The sequence below is a fragment of the Camelimonas sp. FR25 genome (genome assembly GCF_059740505.1).
In genome coordinates this window covers 1-19,900 of record NZ_JCAWFG010000057.1, presented here as the reverse complement: position 1 = coordinate 19,900, position 19,900 = coordinate 1, and the positions used below count along the sequence as shown (strand labels likewise).

Annotated in this window: 15 protein-coding genes and 1 tRNA gene; 10 read left to right on the top strand and 6 right to left on the bottom strand. The window is 63.3% G+C overall.

What is annotated here, in order from left to right; translation table 11 throughout:
• Both AC6A67_RS07230 and AC6A67_RS07225 read right to left on the bottom strand, forming a co-directional pair.
• The coding region (locus tag AC6A67_RS07230) for a serine hydrolase (protein ID WP_498035876.1) at positions 1 to 689 on the bottom strand (689 nt) is incomplete at its 3' end.
• 524 nt (positions 690 to 1,213) lie between these two features.
• The gene (locus tag AC6A67_RS07225) at positions 1,214 to 2,083 is read right to left on the bottom strand and encodes a hypothetical protein (protein WP_498035875.1); all 870 of its coding nucleotides are present in this window, start codon (positions 2,081 to 2,083) and stop codon (positions 1,214 to 1,216) included.
• Between the two features lie 942 nt (positions 2,084 to 3,025).
• Between AC6A67_RS07225 and AC6A67_RS07220 the strand changes: the two genes are divergently transcribed.
• On the top strand, positions 3,026 to 4,060 hold the full coding sequence (locus tag AC6A67_RS07220) for an aspartate-semialdehyde dehydrogenase (RefSeq protein ID WP_498035874.1): 1,035 nt from the start codon (positions 3,026 to 3,028) through the stop codon (positions 4,058 to 4,060).
• A 450-nt stretch (positions 4,061 to 4,510) separates the two neighbouring features.
• Here AC6A67_RS07220 and AC6A67_RS07215 read toward each other — a convergent pair whose 3' ends face one another.
• A complete protein-coding gene (locus AC6A67_RS07215; RefSeq protein WP_498035873.1) occupies positions 4,511 to 5,926 on the bottom strand; it encodes a M48 family metalloprotease in 1,416 nt (471 codons plus the stop codon).
• A 391-nt stretch (positions 5,927 to 6,317) separates the two neighbouring features.
• Between AC6A67_RS07215 and AC6A67_RS07210 the strand changes: the two genes are divergently transcribed.
• Positions 6,318 to 6,394 (top strand) — tRNA-Arg (locus AC6A67_RS07210).
• A 224-nt stretch (positions 6,395 to 6,618) separates the two neighbouring features.
• Positions 6,619 to 8,406, top strand: coding sequence for an ABC transporter ATP-binding protein (locus AC6A67_RS07205; protein ID WP_498035872.1), 1,788 nt, complete (start codon positions 6,619 to 6,621; stop codon positions 8,404 to 8,406).
• Positions 8,407 to 8,443: 37 nt separating this feature from the next.
• On the opposite strand, the gene AC6A67_RS07200 is transcribed toward AC6A67_RS07205, so the two are convergent.
• The gene (locus AC6A67_RS07200) at positions 8,444 to 9,166 is read right to left on the bottom strand and encodes a protein tyrosine phosphatase family protein (RefSeq protein ID WP_498035871.1); all 723 of its coding nucleotides are present in this window, start codon (positions 9,164 to 9,166) and stop codon (positions 8,444 to 8,446) included.
• A 300-nt stretch (positions 9,167 to 9,466) separates the two neighbouring features.
• Here AC6A67_RS07200 and AC6A67_RS07195 point away from each other — a divergent pair, with 300 nt between their 5' ends.
• Both AC6A67_RS07195 and ppa read left to right on the top strand, forming a co-directional pair.
• Positions 9,467 to 9,988 carry a GNAT family N-acetyltransferase gene (locus AC6A67_RS07195; protein WP_498035870.1) on the top strand — a complete coding sequence of 174 codons (522 nt, stop codon included), beginning with the start codon at positions 9,467 to 9,469 and terminating at the stop codon, positions 9,986 to 9,988.
• Positions 9,989 to 10,166: 178 nt separating this feature from the next.
• Complete coding sequence (gene ppa / locus AC6A67_RS07190) at positions 10,167 to 10,706, top strand: inorganic diphosphatase (RefSeq protein WP_498035869.1); 540 nt, start codon at positions 10,167 to 10,169, stop codon at positions 10,704 to 10,706.
• Positions 10,707 to 10,970: 264 nt separating this feature from the next.
• On the opposite strand, the gene AC6A67_RS07185 is transcribed toward ppa, so the two are convergent.
• On the bottom strand, positions 10,971 to 11,663 hold the full coding sequence (locus tag AC6A67_RS07185; RefSeq protein WP_498035868.1) for a carbonic anhydrase: 693 nt from the start codon (positions 11,661 to 11,663) through the stop codon (positions 10,971 to 10,973).
• Positions 11,664 to 11,950: 287 nt separating this feature from the next.
• Between AC6A67_RS07185 and AC6A67_RS07180 the strand changes: the two genes are divergently transcribed.
• From AC6A67_RS07180 to AC6A67_RS07160, 5 genes are all read left to right on the top strand, one after another.
• Positions 11,951 to 12,829, top strand: a complete 879-nt coding sequence (locus tag AC6A67_RS07180; protein ID WP_498035867.1) for an HpcH/HpaI aldolase/citrate lyase family protein — start codon at positions 11,951 to 11,953, stop codon at positions 12,827 to 12,829.
• Between the two features lie 248 nt (positions 12,830 to 13,077).
• On the top strand, positions 13,078 to 16,266 hold the full coding sequence (locus AC6A67_RS07175; protein WP_498035866.1) for a helicase-related protein: 3,189 nt from the start codon (positions 13,078 to 13,080) through the stop codon (positions 16,264 to 16,266).
• Positions 16,267 to 16,349: 83 nt separating this feature from the next.
• Positions 16,350 to 16,631 carry an RNA-binding S4 domain-containing protein gene (locus tag AC6A67_RS07170; RefSeq protein WP_498035865.1) on the top strand — a complete coding sequence of 94 codons (282 nt, stop codon included), beginning with the start codon at positions 16,350 to 16,352 and terminating at the stop codon, positions 16,629 to 16,631.
• 356 nt (positions 16,632 to 16,987) lie between these two features.
• The gene (fdxA, locus tag AC6A67_RS07165) at positions 16,988 to 17,323 is read left to right on the top strand and encodes a ferredoxin FdxA (RefSeq protein ID WP_498035864.1); all 336 of its coding nucleotides are present in this window, start codon (positions 16,988 to 16,990) and stop codon (positions 17,321 to 17,323) included.
• Positions 17,324 to 18,026: 703 nt separating this feature from the next.
• Positions 18,027 to 18,599 carry a CarD family transcriptional regulator gene (locus tag AC6A67_RS07160; RefSeq protein ID WP_498035877.1) on the top strand — a complete coding sequence of 191 codons (573 nt, stop codon included), beginning with the start codon at positions 18,027 to 18,029 and terminating at the stop codon, positions 18,597 to 18,599.
• A 365-nt stretch (positions 18,600 to 18,964) separates the two neighbouring features.
• Here AC6A67_RS07160 and AC6A67_RS07155 read toward each other — a convergent pair whose 3' ends face one another.
• Positions 18,965 to 19,393 (bottom strand): DUF2794 domain-containing protein, encoded by a 429-nt coding sequence (locus AC6A67_RS07155; RefSeq protein ID WP_498035863.1) that lies wholly within the window; start codon positions 19,391 to 19,393, stop codon positions 18,965 to 18,967.
• Between the last annotated feature and the right edge of the window lie 507 nt (positions 19,394 to 19,900).

The following is a 19,900-nucleotide window of genomic DNA, read 5'->3' as shown; positions in this document are numbered from 1 at the left end:
ACCGGACCTGATGGCGCCAGCATCTGACCGGCGAACGCCAGGCAATGGAAATCCTGCCAGTCGATACTGCCGCCTTTTCCCCATGCTGGCATATCTGGGGGGACAGCCATGGCCAGGGCGTCCACCGTAGCCATAATTCGCTTGTAGGTGACGAGGGTCTCAGGCCTTGAGAAGTGCTGGCCAGCCAACGCCGCGCGATGCCAGGCGACCAGCTCCGCTGCTGTGCTCTGCATGCTCGGGCCGTCGCCAGGCAGGGAGCGGGCGCCCGATCCGGGCGGGGCAGAGGCCATGGCCTGCAGCCCTCGCCAGCCCGGATCGACACCCGCGTCGCCGCCACCCAACCAATTGAACAGCGCCCTGGTCGAATCCGGGATACGCGTTCGCTTGAGACCGGCTGATTTTATGAGTTGCCGAACTGCGGACGGCGTCACCGCGGCCAAGGCCACATCTGTAGCTGTATTGTCGCTATGGGAGATCATCGCCTCCAGCACGCTCACATACGGGGCGCGGCCTGTGAGGTTCAGGAACACCGGGCTCGACAGGGACCTGACGGCGTCGTCAATGATCGCCGCGCTCTGGCGCGACAGCTTGCCTGCTTCCCCCTGGCGGAGGAACGCGGCGAGAATCAAGGTTTTCACAGCGCTGCCAACGAACAGCGACGCATCCGGGTCATGCGCTGCCCGCCACAAGGGCGCCGTGTCGACGGCCCTCCCCTGTCGCTGCGCGTCGGCAAGGATGACGCAACTGGCGCGGACATCCTGGCCAGGCTGCAGGGCAGCAAAGGCGCGCACTGCGGCGGCAACTGGTTCGGGCGCGCCTGAAGGTCGCTGGGCGGCCCGATTGTTTTGCCGCCGTCCTGTTGCAGGCTGCGCGATCGCGCCCCCTGCAGCGACCGCAGCCATCGAGGCAAGCAACACGGTGCGGCGATCCATGCGAGGGTCCCTCAGTGGCCAGGGAAACTGGAGGGGGGCCAGCCGCGTCGACTGGCGAAGTCGCAGTCCGGCAGATGATATGCGACGGGCGACGGCTCGTAACGACGAATCCAGGACTGGCTACGATGATCCTCGCACGGCCGGTGAAGTGCAAGGGCAGGCATTCGCGCTGCCTGCGTCGGGCGTGGCGGGGCGCAGCATCGCGGCCGCTCACACCTGGTCAGGCACGCCCCCTGCGCACCTGTCTTCACAGGCGTTTCATGCTCGCGATTCCGCGCGCGTTAGCGCAGTCCGCCCTTGCCTGACGGGCTAGCGCCAGCGGGCCGAACGGAGCTCGTCATCTCCGACGGCATTGGCGTAGCGCAGGCGCTGCTAGCGCCAGAACGCGCCGAGAATAGTTGCGTCATGGCCGCCTCTTCGCCTGCTTGCCAGCGGACCGCGTCGACCAGGCAGGCTGCGGCTTCAGGGGCCGGCGCCTGGTCCGCATCCAGGCAAATCCAGCCGCTCAACCTTACCGCCGGCTCACTCTGACCGCGCCGGAAGGTCACGCAATTGCGCGCTCCGGCAACGCCCTCAAAGCGCGCCAGCGCAATATCAAGTGCGCCAATGGCGCTCTCCACTGGTGGGAGCGGCACAAACCGGACGACCGACATACCGTGCTCACCAGCCCGGCGCGCCACGTCAACGAAATAGCTGCCGCCGGGTTGAGGCTCGGTTCCCGGACGATAGAGGGACAGTCGCAGCAGAGGGCCCGGCTCACCGGCTTCGCCGATCGTCAGGGCGTCATCCCTGCCGCCGCCGCTAATGTGCCGTACTCCCTCGAGAGCACCTGGACGGGCCATCAGCGGTCGCAAAGCCAGCGCGCCAGGGACCTGGGGCAGGGGCTCAAGACGAAAGGCGGGCGCATCACTGTTGACCGCAACCCAGCCGCTGTCTGGCCCAGCGTCATCGGGCGCCTCGGCGTTAAGCTTCGTGTCGGCAGGGGCGCCCGAACGGATGGTTGAGGAATTGGCGGCCTGACCGGCAGCGGTGTCGGAGTCATCGATGGGAACACTCGCCGGATCTGGCAGAACGAGGGCTCCAAATCCGCCGAGCAGAAGGAGCGACAGCAGCGCAACGCTGCCCCACGCCCTGACACCCCCGCGACGCATCGCGATAACCGGGGCGTCCGCAGTGATCTGGCGTCGGCTGTGAGGCTGTTTCCCAACACGGTTCATCAGTACGAAACCCCTGGGCGCGGTTCATCCGCGCCTCCTGCTTCACGGAGAGCTCTGGCGCCCCGCCACGGTGAGCGAGCTACGATATTGATCAACCTGACGCGCGTTATTCAGCGACACGCGAATTGCACAGGCTGTCAGCAACGCAGCATTGCGCCCCCAGTAGTTAACGCCAGCTTCATGCGTGGGCGGTCGCCCCGGCCGACGGTGAGCACGACGCGGGTCGAGCGCGCGCTCCCCCACCGCAACATTGACAATGACGCCTGTGTTGTGCTTGTGGATGCGGCAGCGCGACAGGCGCGATGATCGGGACGTACAGAATGCTTCCGGCCAGGACCGCAGACAATCTGGCGAAGGGCGTCACACTGACTATGGCGACGCCAACTACCGCTCTCCGTATAAAAACGGCGAAACCCTGAATCGCGCCCTCCCCGCGTCCTCCGACGGGTGAGGATGACGGCGAATGCAACCGCTCTGGCGGTTCGGAGGGTTTGACGCGGTTCTGTCTGCAGCCGGCCACCCACACCCTATGCAAACAGATCTGTTTATGGCGAGGCGCCAATCGACGCCACTCAGGCGTCGCGCGGACATGCCTCACCACACCCAGCGCCTGCCAGGTACGGGAGCCCGATCTCTTCAGCTTGAAGATCGTCGGCCTCGCAACTTTATCTGGTTGCATGTTTTTTTTGCGTATCGCGACAGCCGGCCATACGCATCATGCATCAGAGGGCGCGACGCCCCGGACTGTCGATTGCTGTGTGGCGCTGCGCCATCGCAGTACGGCCGGCGTCGGTACGAACATTATTGCGCACGGGCGTTTTCATTCCCGGACGCCATCGTGAATGAAAACGCTCAGTAGGCGGAAAGGAACACACCATGGGTTACAAGGTCGCCATCGCTGGCGCCACGGGCAACGTGGGCCGCGAGATGCTCCAGATCCTGGCCGACAGGGCCTTCCCGGCGGATGAGGTCGTACCACTGGCGTCGCGCCGCAGCATCGGCCAGGAGGTCTCTTATGGAGATCGCACCCTGAAGGTAAAGGATCTGTCCACGTACGATTTTTCCGATGTCGACATCTGCCTGATGTCGGCCGGCGGCGACGTGTCCAAGGAATGGTCGCCGAAGCTGGGCGCCCAGGGCGTTGTCGTCATCGACAATTCCTCCGCCTTCCGCATGGACCCGGACGTGCCGCTGGTTGTGCCGGAGGTGAACGGCGACGCGGTGCGGGGCTTCACCAAGAAGAACATCATCGCCAACCCGAACTGCTCGACGGCCCAGCTGGTGGTGGCGTTGAAGCCGCTGCATGACCGGGCGGTGATCAAGCGCGTTGTTGTGTCGACCTATCAGTCGGTGTCTGGCGCCGGCAAGGATGGCATGGATGAGCTGTTCGACCAGACGCGCTCGATCTTCACAGCTGGCGAGCTGAAGACGACCAAGTTCCCGAAGCGCATCGCTTTCAATCTCATCCCGCATATCGACGTCTTCATGGAAGACGGCTTTACCAAGGAAGAGTGGAAGATGGTCGTCGAGACCAAGAAGATCCTTGACCCGAAGATCAAGTTGACGGCCACCGCCGTGCGCGTGCCGGTGTTCATTTCCCATTCGGAATCGGTGAATATCGAGTTTGAGCAGCCGCTGTCGGCCGACGAGGCGCGCGAAATCCTGCGCAATGCGCCAGGGTGCATGGTGATCGACAAGCATGAGCCGGGCGGCTACATCACCCCGCACGAAGCGGCCGGCGAAGACGCTACGTTTATTTCGCGCATCCGCGAGGACATCACCGTCGAGAACGGCCTCGCCATGTGGGTCGTCTCAGACAATCTGCGCAAGGGCGCAGCGCTGAACGCGGTGCAGATCGCCGAGGCGCTGATCAACCGCAAGCTGCTGACGCCGAAGAAGCAGGCCGCCTGACTGTCAGCGGCCAGAACCTCTACATGCCGTTCAGGAGTTCACTCGCGGACGGCTGAAATACCCCTGGTGTGAGCCGGGGGTATTTCATTCACGGGGTCATGCTGCCACGGCCCGACCACGCGCAGACCGCAGTCGAACTGGCAGGGCCCTATGGATTGGTCCTGCCCTTCTACCCGCAGCGCCAGATCAATCCTTCGGCCAACGTTCCGTTCAGCTGCGAAATGACTGGGCCTCAGTATTGCGCAGGTAAATACAGCGCGCCGCTGAAGCCAACCCTGAGGTCCAAGGCGCCGTCGCCCGGGCGCTGGCTATGAATGCGCCCGAAGCATCGGCGCGGGCGTATGGTCGAGGCCAAGGTCGTCTCTGGCGCTGGCGCCTGAAGCTGGCATGGCGCATTTGCATGGATGCTGGATAAACGGGACCTGAGAAGCAGGGCGCCTCCAGATGGCCTCACTCGACTATCTTGTAATCCTGGCCCGCCACGATGGGCTCAGCGGCTCCGAGGCCATTAAAAATCCTGAACCGCGCCAAAGGATCGTCAACTCCGGACATGCGCGCCGCCATGCTGTCCTGTGTTTCACCTACCCTTGCGCGAATGATGCGCACGCGTAACGGCTCGACCGCGCGCGCATCCTCTGGGGACAGCTTGCGGATGCTCCGCAGCATCGCCTCAAATTGCGCGCGCTGGCTGTCGTCAACCTGCCGCATGGCATAGATCAGGCGGAAGATGCGGTCGTCTATCCGAATGGCGGCGAGCAGGTAGGATAATTCCTTGCCCTGACCTTCCGCGACCATGACCGGCAAGGGCGTGTCTGGCAGGGGGCGCATGTTGAACGTTGACACCCCGTCGACCCAGCCGGAGGCCAGGAATTCCTCCAGACTGACGTCAGCCGCATCGGGCGTATGATCAAAGCGAAAGGCGCCGGGCCCCCCTCTTGCAATCCCGATCACGGCGTCTGCCGAGGCCTCCAGCGTGAACTGCGGGGGTGCGTCGAATGCAACGCCGAGACGGGGACTGGCGTATGTAGAGCCACGAACCACGCCGGCGGAGGGCGCGTCGCCGAACAGCATGCCGTTTAGCGCCGCGGCGTAGGCGCCATCAACGCCACTGACCGCCTCACGCGCGCCAGTTTCGCGGGCTATGGCGATCGCCGCAGAGACGCGCTCACGCGTGGACGGATGAGTGGACAAAAATTCTGTTCCCGCCGCGACGCCTGCGCTGCGCAGGCGAGCTTGCTGGTCGAGCGCCATCAGGAAGCGGGCGGCGGCAAACGGATCGTAGCCGGCGCGAGCGATCACGTTGACGCCGATACGGTCAGCTTCCAGTTCCTGATCGCGCGAGAACCGCGCGAGCGTCACGCGCCCTTCAGATCGGGCGATGCGGGAAGCGGCGGGATCATTGAGCACGTCAGTTGCGACCCGGGTCACCAGTGCTGACTTCTGCGCGAGTTCAGCACGCGCCCTGGCATGGTCGAGGGTGACATGGGCGATCTCGTGGGCGAGCACCGCAGCCACCTCCGCCTCGTCGCGCGCCAATGCGAGCAAACCTCGGGTCACATAGACCTTGCCATTCGGCAGTGCGAACGCGTTAATCGTCGGCGAGTTTAGGATGATAATCTCATGAGCATCAGCAGGTCGACCAGTTACCCGCGCCATACGCTCCAAAACGCGTTGAAGCAGGCTGTCCATAGGTTGCCAGCGGTATCGGCCCCCGAATGAAGCCGCCAGCCGGTGTTGCTCGCGGTCAACCGCTCTTTCCAGACCCGAGACCCGCGGCGCGCTTTCGGGGACGCGCAGCTTGGCAAGCAGGTCGTGGTCCGTCGCCGCGCAGCCGGCAAGCGACAGCGCTGGCGCCAGCAACGCCATACGTCCCAACCAGCCTGCCCGGGAACGGGTCCGAAAACGCCTAAGCCTGCTCGCCAACACCGGTTCCCGATCGTGCTTCCACCAATGCCGGCGACCACACCATGCCGCTCGCCATACCTGATACCTGTGTCGCGGCGCCCTGGAATCTGAAACCCCTTCACCGCGCTGCGTCAAACATAGCCGAAAATCCCTCTGGCGCCGAGCGCGCCGCGCCATTTCACGATATCGTCAGCGGCAATGGCGCGGGCGAGAGCTGCCCATCGGCTTTTCAGGGAAAAAAGCCTGCCAAGGCGTGACGCGCCGCGCCGGCCGCGCTATATCGTCCAGAACCACCTCGCCACCGGCCAGCGCCGGGCGCGTCAGTGCGTTCCGGCCAGTCGTAAGCGCCCACCTCCCGGTAGCTCAGCAGGATAGAGCAACGGTTTCCTAAACCGTAGGTCAGGGGTTCGAATCCCTTCCGGGAGGCCACTCGCTGCTGGATCTGAGGCACGTCAAGGCGCGCCATGTCGATGTGGCCACCCAAGTTTCCCAGTGACATCATTGAGGTCGCGGACGGCAGGCGGCGGCAGTATGCGAGCCATGCACCTTATCGCATTGCTGCTGAGCTTGGCGCCTTGCGTCAAGGCTATGTTATTGCGCCCGACGCAGCGAGGTTTGCGGGGTCACGAGCGGCGTGCTAGCGACCTCGCACCATGAGCATTGATCGACGCAGCGCCAAAGGCCTTGACCTTAGTGGCGACACCATCGCCACCATACGCCGGTTGTGGACCAGCCAGATGAAGGCGCACTGGCGCACGCTGGCCGTGGTGCTGGCCTGCATTGCGCTAGTGGCCGGCGCAACCGGCCTGTACCCGGTGCTGATCAAGCACGCGTTTGACGCCTTCACCGCAAAGGACACGCAAGCGATCCTTTACGCGCCGCTGTTCGTGATCGCCGTGACATCCGTGCGTGGATTTTCGCTGCTGGCCCAGACGATTCTCACCAACCGCGTGGTCACCCAGGTCGAAGCCGATATGCAGACGGAGCTCTATGGGCATCTTATTGACGCCGACCTTGCCCAGCTTGGCGAGGAGAGCCCTGCGGCGCTGACACAGCGCTTTACGACGGATTTCGCATTCATCAAGGAGGCGCTCACCCGCATCTCGACGGTGTTTTTGCGGGATGTGGCCCAGATCATCGCCCTTGTCGTCGCCATGTTGTGGATCGATCCGGTGCTGACGATAGCCGCCGCGCTTGTCGTCCCCTTCGCCGCCATCCCGATCGGCAACATTGGCAAAAAGCTCAGGCGTGTCGCAAACTCGACGCAGGAACAGACCGGCGCCATGGCAGGACTGATCTCGGAGAGCCTCACTGGCGCGCGCGTAGCCAAGACCTTCCGCCTTGAGGGCTATCTGAAGCATCGGGCATGGCAAGCCTTTGACGAGGTTCGCAAGCTCAAGATGAAAGCTGCCAACGCACGCGGCCGGCTCGACCCGTTGCTCGAAGTCGGCGGCGGCATAGCGGTGGCCGGCGTGCTGGTGCTGATCGGATTACGCATTTCGAGTGGCGAAAGCACGGTTGGCGAGTTCACGGGCTTTGTCACGGCGCTCCTGCTGGCTGCCCAGCCCATGCGCTCTATCGGAAATCTGAACGCCATTGTTCAGGAGGCCATGGCCGCGCTGAAGCGTTACTACGCGGTCATCGATCGCAAACCGACGATTGTTGACCGCAGCGACGCCAGGCCGCTTGTCGTAAAGCAGGGTGACATCGTCTTCGACAACGTCAGCTTCAGCTATGGGGGCGATACCGCGGCGCTTTCCAGCGTGTCGCTACGCGCCCCTGCTGGCGCGGTGACAGCTCTGGTCGGCCGCTCTGGCTCAGGCAAATCCAGCCTGCTGGCGCTGGTCCCGCGGCTCTACGACGTAACGTCAGGTATGGTGCGCATCGATGGTATGGACGTGAGGGACGCCACGCTCGACTCCTTACGCAACCAGATCGGCGTGGTCAGCCAGGACGTCCTGCTATTTGACGATACGGTCAGGGCGAACATTGCGTTCGGGCGCCCGGGCGCCAGTGATGCGGATATCCAGGCGGCTGCAGCCGCCGCTGCGGCAGATGGATTCATCAGCAAGCTTCCGCAAGGTTATGACACCATGGTCGGCCATGGCGGCGCGCGTCTGTCAGGCGGCGAGCGTCAGCGAATTTCACTGGCGCGCGCCATCCTCAAGGATGCGCCCATCCTGCTGCTCGACGAAGCAACCAGTGCGCTCGACGCCGAGAGTGAGCAGATCGTCCAGACAGCTCTGGCGAAGTTGATGCGTGGTCGCACCACGCTGGTCATCGCCCATCGTCTCGCGACCGTACGTGAGGCCGACCAGATCGTCGTTATGGACCACGGTCGTATCGTCGAGGTTGGCGGTCATGGCGCATTGATCGAGGCGGGAGGCGTATACGCCCGGCTCAGCCGTATGCAATTGCTGGATGACGGTTCAGTTGCCTGAGGCAGGTCTCTGAAAGTGGCGTGGGCAGCGCCTGCAATCACTCGCGGCGGATGAGACGGTCCACAACGATGTCCGACAAAAGTCCGGGCCGAAAATTCCGTTTCACTGCTTCAGGGTCGTAGATTGTGTCGACCCAGGTGAGGAAGTCGATTCCTTTGGCCTCGCCTTCCTTCAGGTACGCATCGAAAAACGCGTCGAGCACACCTGTGCGCGCGAAACGGAAATGCCCAAAGCGCCACGACAGTTGGCGCATGGCCTCCCGAACCGGCCGGTTCTCGTGCAAGATCAGATACAGCGCCGACATCATTCCGGCGCGGTCGGCGCCGGACTTGCAATGCACCAGGACAGGATAGTTGAGTTCCTTGAAGAACCGGCGCGCCTCGTGGATGGTGTCGCGCGACGGAGTCTCGCGTGACCGGACGACAAATTCGATCAGCTTTACGTCATTGCGCTCGCAGGCCTCGCGCTCAAGTGGCCAGGATCCGTGCTCACGACCGCCCCGCAAGTTGACAATGGTCCGCAGCCCCTGACGGGCCATCCGGTCGATCTGGGTCGGCGTCGGCTGGGCTGCACGCCAGAACTCAGGCGTTACCCGAAACAGATTGAGATAGGCCACGCGGAACACGCCATGATCGGCCAAAAGCATATGCGTCCACGCACGCAGGCGATCCCGGCGCCCCGCCAGTGGCCGGTCCCATCGTGCGATGCGCGCCATACGTCGTGCGTATCGCTCTTCATCTGGCCTGCGCCAAAACGCCATGTGCCTTCCCAGCCCGCAATCTGGTCGTCCCTGTTACGACCTGTCCACCTGGAACCGGGCCATGCCCGGTCCGGCGATCAACCAGCGGGCATAGCCGCCCGTTGGCAATCCGCCTCAAGCCGCGCTTGTGTAGCAGAATGGGCCGGCGAACCAAAGCAGCGTCCTACGCCACGAAGGGCTGCAGATTGAGATTGGATGCATTTACCATAATTGAATCAGTATATTATCACACAACTGCCTCACGCGTTCGTCAATATTGCAGAGCTTGCGAGATGGGCGCGCTCTTCTTAGGCTTTGAGAATGCGTGAGCTCGTCACCAGTATTCGACGTGCGCGGCCTTCTGATGCCGAGGGCCTCTGTCTCGTGCATGACGCCGCCTGGCGGGAAGCCTATCGCGGCATCATCCCGGGCGCCATCCTTGAGCGCATGATCAGCCGACGCGGGCCAGACTGGTGGCGTGACCAGACTGTGCGCGGGGCAAGGGCAATCAGACGTAAGGTGCTCGTGCTGGAGATCGGACAGCGGGTTGGCGGATATGTGATCTATGGGCCGAACCGTAACATGTCCCTGCCGCAGCGGGGCGAAATCGACGCGCTTTATGTTGACCCGGTGTGCCACGGTCTCGGTCTCGGCGGACGGATTTTCCGCGCTGCCCGGCGTGACCTCTCGACGCAAGGCATGTCGCCAACCATCGTCTGGTGTCTCGATTCAAATGAGCGCGGCTGCGCCTTCTACAGCGCCATTGGCGGCACTCCGCACGCGCGATCCAGTCTGTCGATCGGCGGCGTAGCGTTTTCACGCACTGGTTTCATCTTTATCTAGTGTATGAGGCGACAGGATGCGTTGCTGCGCCCCGGCGCATGCCAGCGCGGAGGGTCTAGGGCGAAATGCTGCGGTGACAGGCGACTTGTGATTGCGCCGGTTCGGACCTAAACAGACGCCGTTCAGGACCCGGACGGGTCATGTCTCCTTTTCTCTGGAATCTAGCGGAAATCAGCATATGCGCCTTGACGCGATCCCGATCGGCAAAAACCCGCCTCACGACATCAATGTCATCATTGAAGTGCCGCTCGGCGGTGAGCCCATCAAGTATGAGATGGACAAGGAGGCCGCGATCCTGAAGGTCGACCGCTTCCTGTACACCCCCATGCGCTATCCGGGCAATTATGGCTTCGTGCCTCACACCCTGTCGGAGGATGGTGATCCGATCGACGTGCTGGTCGCCAACACCCGCCCGATCCTGCCGGGCGCCATGATGAGCTGCCGCCCGATCGGCGTGCTCAAGATGGAAGACGATGGCGGCGGCGACGAGAAGATCATCGCTGTGCCGGTCACCAAGCTGACCCGCCGATACGAAAACGTCGAAAATTACACCGACCTGCCCGAGATCACCTGGAAGCAGATCGAGCACTTTTTCCTTCATTACAAGGATCTGGAGCCCGGCAAGTGGGTGAAGCTCGCCGGCTGGGGCGATGCTGACGAAGCGCGCAAGTTCATCGTCGAAGCGATCGATCGGGCGAACAAGCTCAAGGGCGAGTGAGCTCTTGCTTCACCTGAAATGCGAAAGTGCGCCTCCAGGGGCCGCGATGGCTACTCACCAACCCCGCCAATTTTGGCGGGGTTTCGCTTTAAGCGATGGAGAGTTGAGCAGCACCGCCCACGCCTCACGCTTGGGTATAACCCCAAGCATCAGGCTGGCTAACTAGCTGTAGGCGCCAATCCCGTCAGGCCTCTGCTGCCCCAAATGGGCAGCAAAATCAGGCACAGGCCGGGGCCTGACAGTCTGTGCAATGCCACGTTGGCCTCAGTCACAACGCGGAGGCATACGACCGATGCCGTCGATGCCATCTACCGCAGGCTCGAACGCCCCAGTCTCCGGATTGCGCACGCGCAATACGCCGTCGGCGACGCCGAAATAGGCGCCATGCAGGGCGAGCTGACCGCGTTCGGCGAGGATGCGCACACACGGGAAGGTCATCAGATTCTTCAGCGATAGCTCGATGGCGGCCAGCTCAAGCCGGGCGACGTAGTCCGCTGCGGTGCGCGCCTGCGGGCCGAGCGCATCCGCCGCCGGCTGGATCTGTGACATCCATTTGCCAATGAAATCGCCCGGCGACAGCGGCTCGGCATCATTGGCGAACGCCTTGATGCCGCCGCACATCTGGTGGCCCAGCACCACGATGTGCTTCACCTTGAGCGCCTGGACGGAGAACTCGAGCGCCGCGGACGTGCCGTGAAAATCGCCACCCGTTTCGAACGGCGGAACCAGATTGGCGACGTTGCGAACCACGAACAGCTCGCCCGGGCTGGCGTCAAAAATAACCTCCGGCGACACACGGCTGTCGCAGCAGCTGATAATCAGCACTTCCGGGCTTTGCCCGCGCTCTGCGAGCACTTCGTAACGACTGCGTTCGCCCGGAAAACGGTCCTTGAGAAAGGCCTTGTAGCCTTCGCGCAGGCGTGACGGGAATTCGCTCGGGACAGCTTCTCTGGCCATATGCTTTCCTTGCGGTTTGCGTCCAGGCCGCAGGCAGGCAATCGCCGGATGCGCGAGATGTCGCGCGGGGCGTGGCCGGTGCGCCTTTGGGACGGATCGCCGCCCCGTTTGCGCCTCAGGACCCATGGGCGCAACCATTTTATGCACCAGCCGAAATTGTAAAATCTGCTGTGGCGCCAGCTTCACAGAGCCTCCAGGCTTGCGAAATTGTTCAAAACCGGCACAACCGGTAACGAGCAGGACATGTTCCGCATAACAGCCGAAGATCACAAATCCAGGAGCTCCTGATGACCGCCATCCGGCCTCGCCGCAGCGTCCTTTACATGCCGGGCTCCAACGCCCGCGCGCTGGAAAAGGCAAAGACCCTTGCCGCTGACGCCCTGATTCTTGACCTCGAGGACGCGGTGGCGCCGGACGCCAAGCTGACGGCCCGTGAGCAGGTGTGCGCCGCCGTGAAGGCTGGAGGCTATGGGCCGCGAGAGGTGATCATTCGCGCCAATGGTCTTGATACGCCGTGGGGCCGCGACGACATCATCGCCGCCGCCGCCGCCAACCCCGATGGCATCCTCATCCCGAAGGTGTCGAGCCCCGAAGCCTTGCAGGACGTTGGCAAACTTTTGGCCGACGCGCCGGAGCACATCCGCGTCTGGGCGATGGTGGAGACGCCTGCGGCGATCCTCGACATCGCCCGCATCGCCGCCGCGGCGCGTGATCGCAGCACGCGCCTTGCCTGCTTTGTCATGGGCACCAACGACCTCGCCAAGGAGACCCGCGCCCGCTTTGTCCCTGGCCGGGCGCCTATGCTGGCCTGGCTGTCTCTGGCGCTGACCGCCGCGCGCGCTGAAGGCCTCGACATTCTGGATGGCGTTTACAACAACATTTCGGACATGGACGGCTTCCGCGCCGAGTGCGAACAGGCCCGCGACTTTGGTTTCGACGGCAAGACGCTGATCCATCCCACGCAGGTCGAGCCAGCCAACGACATTTTCGCTCCGCCCGCCGCCGAGGTTGAGTGGGCGCGCAAGATTATCGCCGCCTTCCAGCAACCCGAGAACGCCGGCAAGGGCGTGCTTTCGGTAGATGGCAAGATGGTCGAAATCCTGCACGCAGAGATCGGCAAGCACGTCGTCGCTGTCGCGGACGCCATCGCAGCCCGACAGGGCTGACCCACCAGGGCTCCCCTGCCAATGCGCCAGTTCTCCGACCGTGTTCGGGGGACGGCGTTCCTGGCAGTCGCCTCATTGCGCAAGCGGGTGCGAAGCGCCACATAGGGAATGCTGACGGGCGGCGACGCCAGCCTCAGCCCCTCGCACGTCGTTTGTGATCGCCCGCCGCGGATAATTCCGCCGCCCCATCCGGCCACTCCGGACCACACCCACAGGACGCGCGCCGGCACGCCGGCGCTCCGCCGCCGATGAGCAGACGCACCCTCCCCGCCAATGAACGGTCTCGCGGCGTCACTGCCATTCTGGGCCCAACCAATACCGGCAAGACCCATCTGGCCATTGAACGGCTGATCGCTCATGGCGAAGGCATGATCGGCCTGCCGCTGCGCCTTTTGGCGCGCGAGGTCTATCAGCGGGTGGTCGAGAAGGTCGGCGCATCACATGTGGCGCTGATTACCGGTGAAGAGAAGATCAAGCCGGCCCGCCCGCGCTACTGGATCTGCACCATCGAGGCGATGCCGCGCGACATTAGCGTCGCCTTTTGCGCGATCGACGAAATCCAGCTGGCCGCTGATTTCGGTCGCGGCCATGTCTTTACCGATCGACTGCTGAACATGCGCGGTCGCGAGGAGACGCTGGTCATTGGCTCGCTGACCATGAAGCCGCTGATCGAGCAATTGCTGCCTGGCGCCCAGATTGTCACACGGCCACGCCTGTCAACGCTCATGTTCGCTGGCGGCAAGAAGATCACCCGCTTGCCGCCCCGTTCGGCCATTGTCGCCTTCTCCGTTGATGAGGTTTATGCGGTCGCCGAACTGATCCGTCGGCAAAAAGGCGGCGCGGCCGTGGTGCTGGGCGCACTTTCGCCGCGCACCCGCAACGCCCAGGTCGCCATGTTCCAGTCAGGCGAGGTGGACTATCTGGTCGCCACCGACGCGATCGGCATGGGGCTCAACCTCGACCTGCACCATGTCGCCTTCGCCAGCGACCGCAAGTTTGACGGCTTTGGCTTTCGCCGCCTGAACCCGGCGGAGTTTGGCCAGATCGCCGGACGAGCCGGGCGCTACATGCGCGACGGAACATTCGGGACGACTGGACGATGTCCGGCGTTCGAGCCGGAACTGGCGAGGGCGATCGAAGAGCATACGTTTGACCCGGTGCGGGTTCTGCAATGGCGCAACACCGAGCTCAATTTTCGCTCGGTGCGCGGCCTGCTGGTTTCGCTTGGCGCCATTCCCAGAGAAGTGGGGCTGACCCGCGCCCAGATCGCCGACGACATGGCGGTGCTGGAGGCCCTCGCCGGCGATGTCTCAGTAACCGGGCTGGCCCGCCACCCCACCGCCATCGCCCGGCTTTGGGATGTCTGTCAGACGCCCGACTACAGAAAAGTTTCCCCCCACGCACATGCAGAGCTTGTCAGCACAATATTTCGTGCTCTGATGCGGGATGGAAAGCTTGATGAAAATTGGTTTGCCCGGCAAATAGCCGTGGTTGACCGCACTGATGGGGACATCGACGCCCTGTCGGCGCGCATCGCCCAGGTACGTACCTGGACATACGTCGCCAACCGCCCCGACTGGCTGGGCGATCCTGAGCATTGGCAGGAGCGCGCCCGTCAGGTAGAGGACAGACTTTCGGATGCATTACACGAGCGGCTGGCAAGCCGCTTCGTGGACCGGCGCACAAGCGTGCTGATGCGGCGCCTCAGAGAGAACGCGCATATGGAAGCAGTAGTCACGCCCACGGGCGAAGTCAGCGTCGAACAGCAGCACGTGGGCAATCTCCGCGGCCTCGTATTCGTTCCTGACCCGCAGGCGGATGGTTCGGAAGCCCGCGCGTTGCGCGCTGCGGCCCAGAAATCTCTCGGCCCCGAGCTCACCGCCCGTGCGGAACGCATCGCAATGGCTGTGGACGAAGCGTTTGTGCTGTCGAATGACGGCTCATTGCGTTGGCTCGGCGACACCGTTGCGAAACTGGCGCCTGGCGACAAGCTGCTCGAGCCTCGTGTCATCCTCCTCGCCGACGAGATGCTCGTGGGTGAAGCGCGTGACAAGGCCCAGGCGCGCGTTGATCTTTGGCTCAAGACCCATGTCGCCAAGCTTCTTGGCGCCCTGACCACGCTTGAGGAGGCCGCCGACATCGACGGACTGGCGCGCGGCGTCGCCTTCCAGGTCGTTGAGGCGCTTGGCGTGTTGGAACGGTCACGGGTCGCGCAGGACGTCAAGTCGCTCGATCAGAACGGACGCGCGCAACTGCGCAAATACGGCCTGCGTTTCGGCGCCTATCACATCTACGCCCCAGCCTTGCTGAAGCCCGCGCCGCGCGCGCTCGCCGTCCAGCTGTGGGCGCTCAAGCATGCCGACCAGAGCGAGGCCGCCGCACGGGGCCTTGATGAGTTGCCGCATCTGGCTGCATCTGGCCGCACCTCCATCGTGGTCGACCCGAGCATCAGCCGCGACCTGTACCGGGCTGCTGGTTTCCGGGTGTGCGGCGCGCGCGCCGTGCGCGTGGACATTCTTGAACGGCTTGCCGATCTGATACGACCGGCGGTGACTTACCGGCCTGGCGTCACGCCCGGAGAACCACCGCCCGGCGCGGCCGACGGCGACGGCTTCGTGGTGACCGTGGCCATGACCTCACTCGTCGGCTGTGCCGGCGATGATTTCGCATCGATCCTGCGCTCGCTGAACTATGCCTCCGAGCAGCGCGAGGGCCCAGCCATCACCGTCCCGCTGGCCCCACGCGCCGTGACCGCTCCAGCCGAAGCAGCGGCAGACGACGCCAGCTCTGCGGACGCGGGCGGCAATACCGCGGCTACGGACGAAACGGCGCCAGCTGGCGACGCCGTCGTCGCCGAGGCGGCGAGCACGAACCAGCTGGACACGCCTGCGGCGGTTGAGGTCGAAGCGGATGCCCCCGTCGCCATCGAGCAGGAAGTAGCGCCGACGCTTGTCGACGCAGATGCTCCCGACGCTGGCGTCGCGGATGCGGAAGCTTCTGCCGAAGCAGAAGGCGCCGAACCCGATGGACCGACGCTCATCGATATCTGGCGTCCGCAGCGTCATAGTCAGCCACGCCATGGCCGACGCGACGGCCCTGGCCGGGGTCGCGGTCCTCGCCAGGACAACCAGCGTCCTGAAGGCGGGCGCGGCGGAACGCGCGCAGGTGGTGACGACCGTCAGAACCGTGGAGCTGGCAGGGCCGGCGACGACAAGCGGAAAGGCGGCTTCCGGGGCGGATTTACGCCGGGCCAGGATGCTGGACGTGGCGAAGGCCCCCGTCACCCCCGTCCGCGTCAGGATACGCGGCATGACGCCCGACAGGACCAGCGCGGCGACCACAAGCCAGCGCGCAGAGAGAAACAGCCAGACCCCGATTCACCTTTCGCCAAATTGCTGGCGCTCAAGGAGCGCATGCAGAACGGCGATAAATCCTGAAGTAGAGCGGCGCCCCGACGATGGGGCGCCGTTCTCGTCTGGGAGCGTGACGCCCCTCTCCCTCACACCAACGCTTGACAGGCATGACTGACCCCGCTGAGCGCATGCGCGTGGACAAATGGCTTTGGTTTGCCCGTATGGCGCGCACCAGACCCCTGGCGGTGCAGCTCGTGGTCGGGGGCAAGGTGCGGCTCAACGGAGCGCGCATCGAATCCCCAGGCAAAGGCATAAAGACCGGAGACGTTCTCACCCTCACCCTCCCCGGGGGGGTGCGCGTAATACGGGTCACCGGCCTCCCGGCGCGCAGGGGCCCTGCCCAGGAGGCCGCGATGCAATGGGAAGACATGGTCAAGCCATCTGACTGATACATGACGGATAATTGTGATGCCGTCTGGCTCACTTTCGATGTTGAGAATGCGGCGTGGCCAGACTATCTGAAGGGCCCAAGGCTTATTCCGGAACGCGACGAGCATGACCCGTCGGGTTCCGGTCAAGCCGGAGCGGCGCTTGAGCTTCGCAGGTCGCGGATGCGTCAGCATCTTCCCGACCTGGTGTCAGACACCCGTCAGCGCGGCTGACCTGCGGTGTTTTCCGGAACGGCCGGACAAGTGCTGCATCCTGCACCCGATTGGCTGCAGACCATCAATCCGCGCCCCGCGTGACAGGTGGGGAACGTAAGTGTGCTACTGGCGATCAAGCGCTGGGGCTATACGAGGTCACGATGACATACGTCGTCACTGAGAACTGCATCAAGTGCAAGTACACCGACTGCGTGGAAGTGTGCCCCGTTGACTGCTTCTATGAGGGTGAGAACTTTCTCGTTATCAATCCTGACGAGTGCATCGACTGCGGCGTGTGCGAACCTGAATGCCCCGCCGAAGCGATCAAGCCGGACACTGAGCCAGGCCTCGAGGACTGGCTTAAGCTGAATACCGATTTGTCTGCATCCTGGCCAAATATTACGCGCAAGCGCGACGCTCCGCCTGACGCAAAGGAATGGGATGGCAAGCCCGGCAAGCTGGAACTGTTGTCGACCGCGCCCGGTGAGGGCGACTGATCTAAATCAGGCGTGGTCAGACCACATGGCCTGATTGATGCGACGTGGTTTCTATTCGCGCCAATAAGGCCAGATCTGTTTCCAGATGGACGGATCGGGCGCTTTCCCAGGTTGTGATCAGGCCAGCACCCGGACCTGTCTACCTCGCCACGCCACGATTTGGCATGACACGCAGTCTCGCGGCTGCTGGCCCACCAAACAGACCGCATGTTGAAGGGTGATGCCCTGGCGGCCCGAACTGCTGCTGGCCTGCGTTCCTGGACCGCAACCACCTTCCACTGCCGCGCGGGCCCGTGCAGAATGGCCGGCCCGGCCGCCGGATGAGCGCGCGAATGTTCTGCGTTTGCAGCTGAATTCCTGAGCGATAAGCGCACACGCGCGGTCCGTGCGGCATGTCATGCAACATCCGCTCCACCTGGCGCGAATCGACCGCATCAGCAGCGATTCGGGCGAACGCTTTGATTCTGCGCAAATTTGTGATAATGAATGTGTCTGAGCGATGCCTGAGCACGCATGTGGTCGGGCACGCGAACCTGTTCGCTGAAAATGCTCTGCTTGCGACGACAGTGCCGCTGCCCTCGCGAGCAGGTTGTTTTGCGACCATCTGCAGGTGCGGGGCCCAACGCCCAGCACGATAATGGCGATCGTCCGCCCGACGTCGACGAGCACGTCCCTATTGGAGCGTGATCAGGAGGCTTTCCGAATCATGACTGCAAAGAAAACAGCTAACAAGCTTGGTTTCAAGACTGGCGAGGCCATTGTCTACCCGTCGCACGGGGTTGGCCACATCCTGGCCATTGAGGAGCAGGAGGTCGCCGGGTTCAAGCTGGAGCTGTTTGTCATCAGCTTTGACAAGGACAAGATGACCCTGCGCGTGCCGACATCCAAGGCGGCGAGCGTAGGCATGCGCAAGCTTGCTGACACCGATATTGTCTCCAAGGCGTTGGTGACTCTCACGGGTCGCGCACGCGTCAAGCGCACCATGTGGTCGCGCCGTGCCCAGGAATACGAGGCGAAGATTAATTCTGGCGACCTGGTCAGCATCGCCGAAGTCGTCCGCGATCTACACCGTTCCGACGCCCAGCCGGAGCAATCATATAGCGAGCGTCAGTTGTATGAGGCGGCCCTCGAGCGGGTCATCTCCGAACTTGCCGCTGTGAACAAGATCACCGACACCGAGGCCCGCAAGCTGGTGGATGAGTCGCTTGCCAAGAGCCCGCGCGCCGTGAAGGCAGAGGCCGGCGCTGAAGATGGCGTGCAGGAAGAAGCCGCGTAAGCCTCTTGATTGGCGTGTACACGTCGGGGGGCCGGCCAGTCCGGCCCCTTTCGTGTCTTTGACCTGCCCGTGTCCGTGCTTCGACCGTGAGCGGGCAACTGACCGATAAGCCCAAAGCCTCGGGCGCAGATACCGCAGGGTTTAGCGCGGCGACGTGCACCTCGAGTTTCGGCCCGTGCTGAATTGCTTGCCCTGCCAGCGCGCGATTTCTGGGTTTTCGTAATAACGGCCAAAGCGTGCGGGCGGCTGCATGAGGGCTGGAACGACAGTGGCACGCTCTCTCACCCAATTGGCGATCAATCTGGCTTACGGGCGTCGCGGACTGCGCGGACTCACGCAGGGGCCCGCCACAATTTCGACAGATCTCACAGGTCCCAGGGAGCGATAAGTTTGAGCGGCCTGTCAATGGCCGCCAACACCCGCGCGAGGTCGTCGCCACGCCTGAGGACACGCCCTGAAGCGTCGGAGACGCTCCATTTTCCTTGCCGTCTTTCCAGCCTGGGCTGCTTCTCAATGCGGTACAGGGGAGCTTCAGACGCCCGCCGATAGACTGAAAAAATGGCCCGGTCGCGGTGGAAATCCATCGCGTAGTCGCGCCACTCCCCCTGCGCCACCCTGCGTCCATAGAGATTGAGCAATACACTGAGTTCGAGCCGGTCAAACGAAGTCTGCTGGGGCTGATCCCCCACGCGACCGGCCGCAGCACCTGAACCCCGGACGTTGTCCAGCTGGACCACACTTGCCACCAGTACAAATTGCGCAACTCGCTTGGCGCCAGGGGGATCGTCTGTCATGTGCTCCCGTCTTGAACGCTCGCGTTCCTTGGCCCTTCGGCGACCTCCACTCCGGCGTCAGGTGGTAACCAGACGTCAGCCGTGGATCTGAGTGTACCCATGCCTGGCCTGGTTGCCACGCCACTCACCGGAGGGCCGAGCACTCCGCACGCATGGGCAGCGACCCAAGACCATCTGAGCGCAGTTCGGGCAAAAGGTAAATGACTGAAACGCGATCACCGCGCGGCGCGAGCCGCCGTGTGTGTGCATTATCGCTGCGCGCGCACCATGAACCTACCGTTAGGAAATGCAGCGTTGGTACACAATAAATCGATCATCGCCCAAAGCAACAATAACGCATAGATACTATATCATACCATAATCAAGCAAATTTTACTGACAACCCTCGATTTAGCCATCGATATGTCTTGTAGATGCCGCAAAGAAAGGCAAAAACTATTCCTGTCGCTCCGGCGATCCGGTCGGCGCTTCCGGGTTTATCAGCCCCCCAGCCCCACCGGGGCGCCG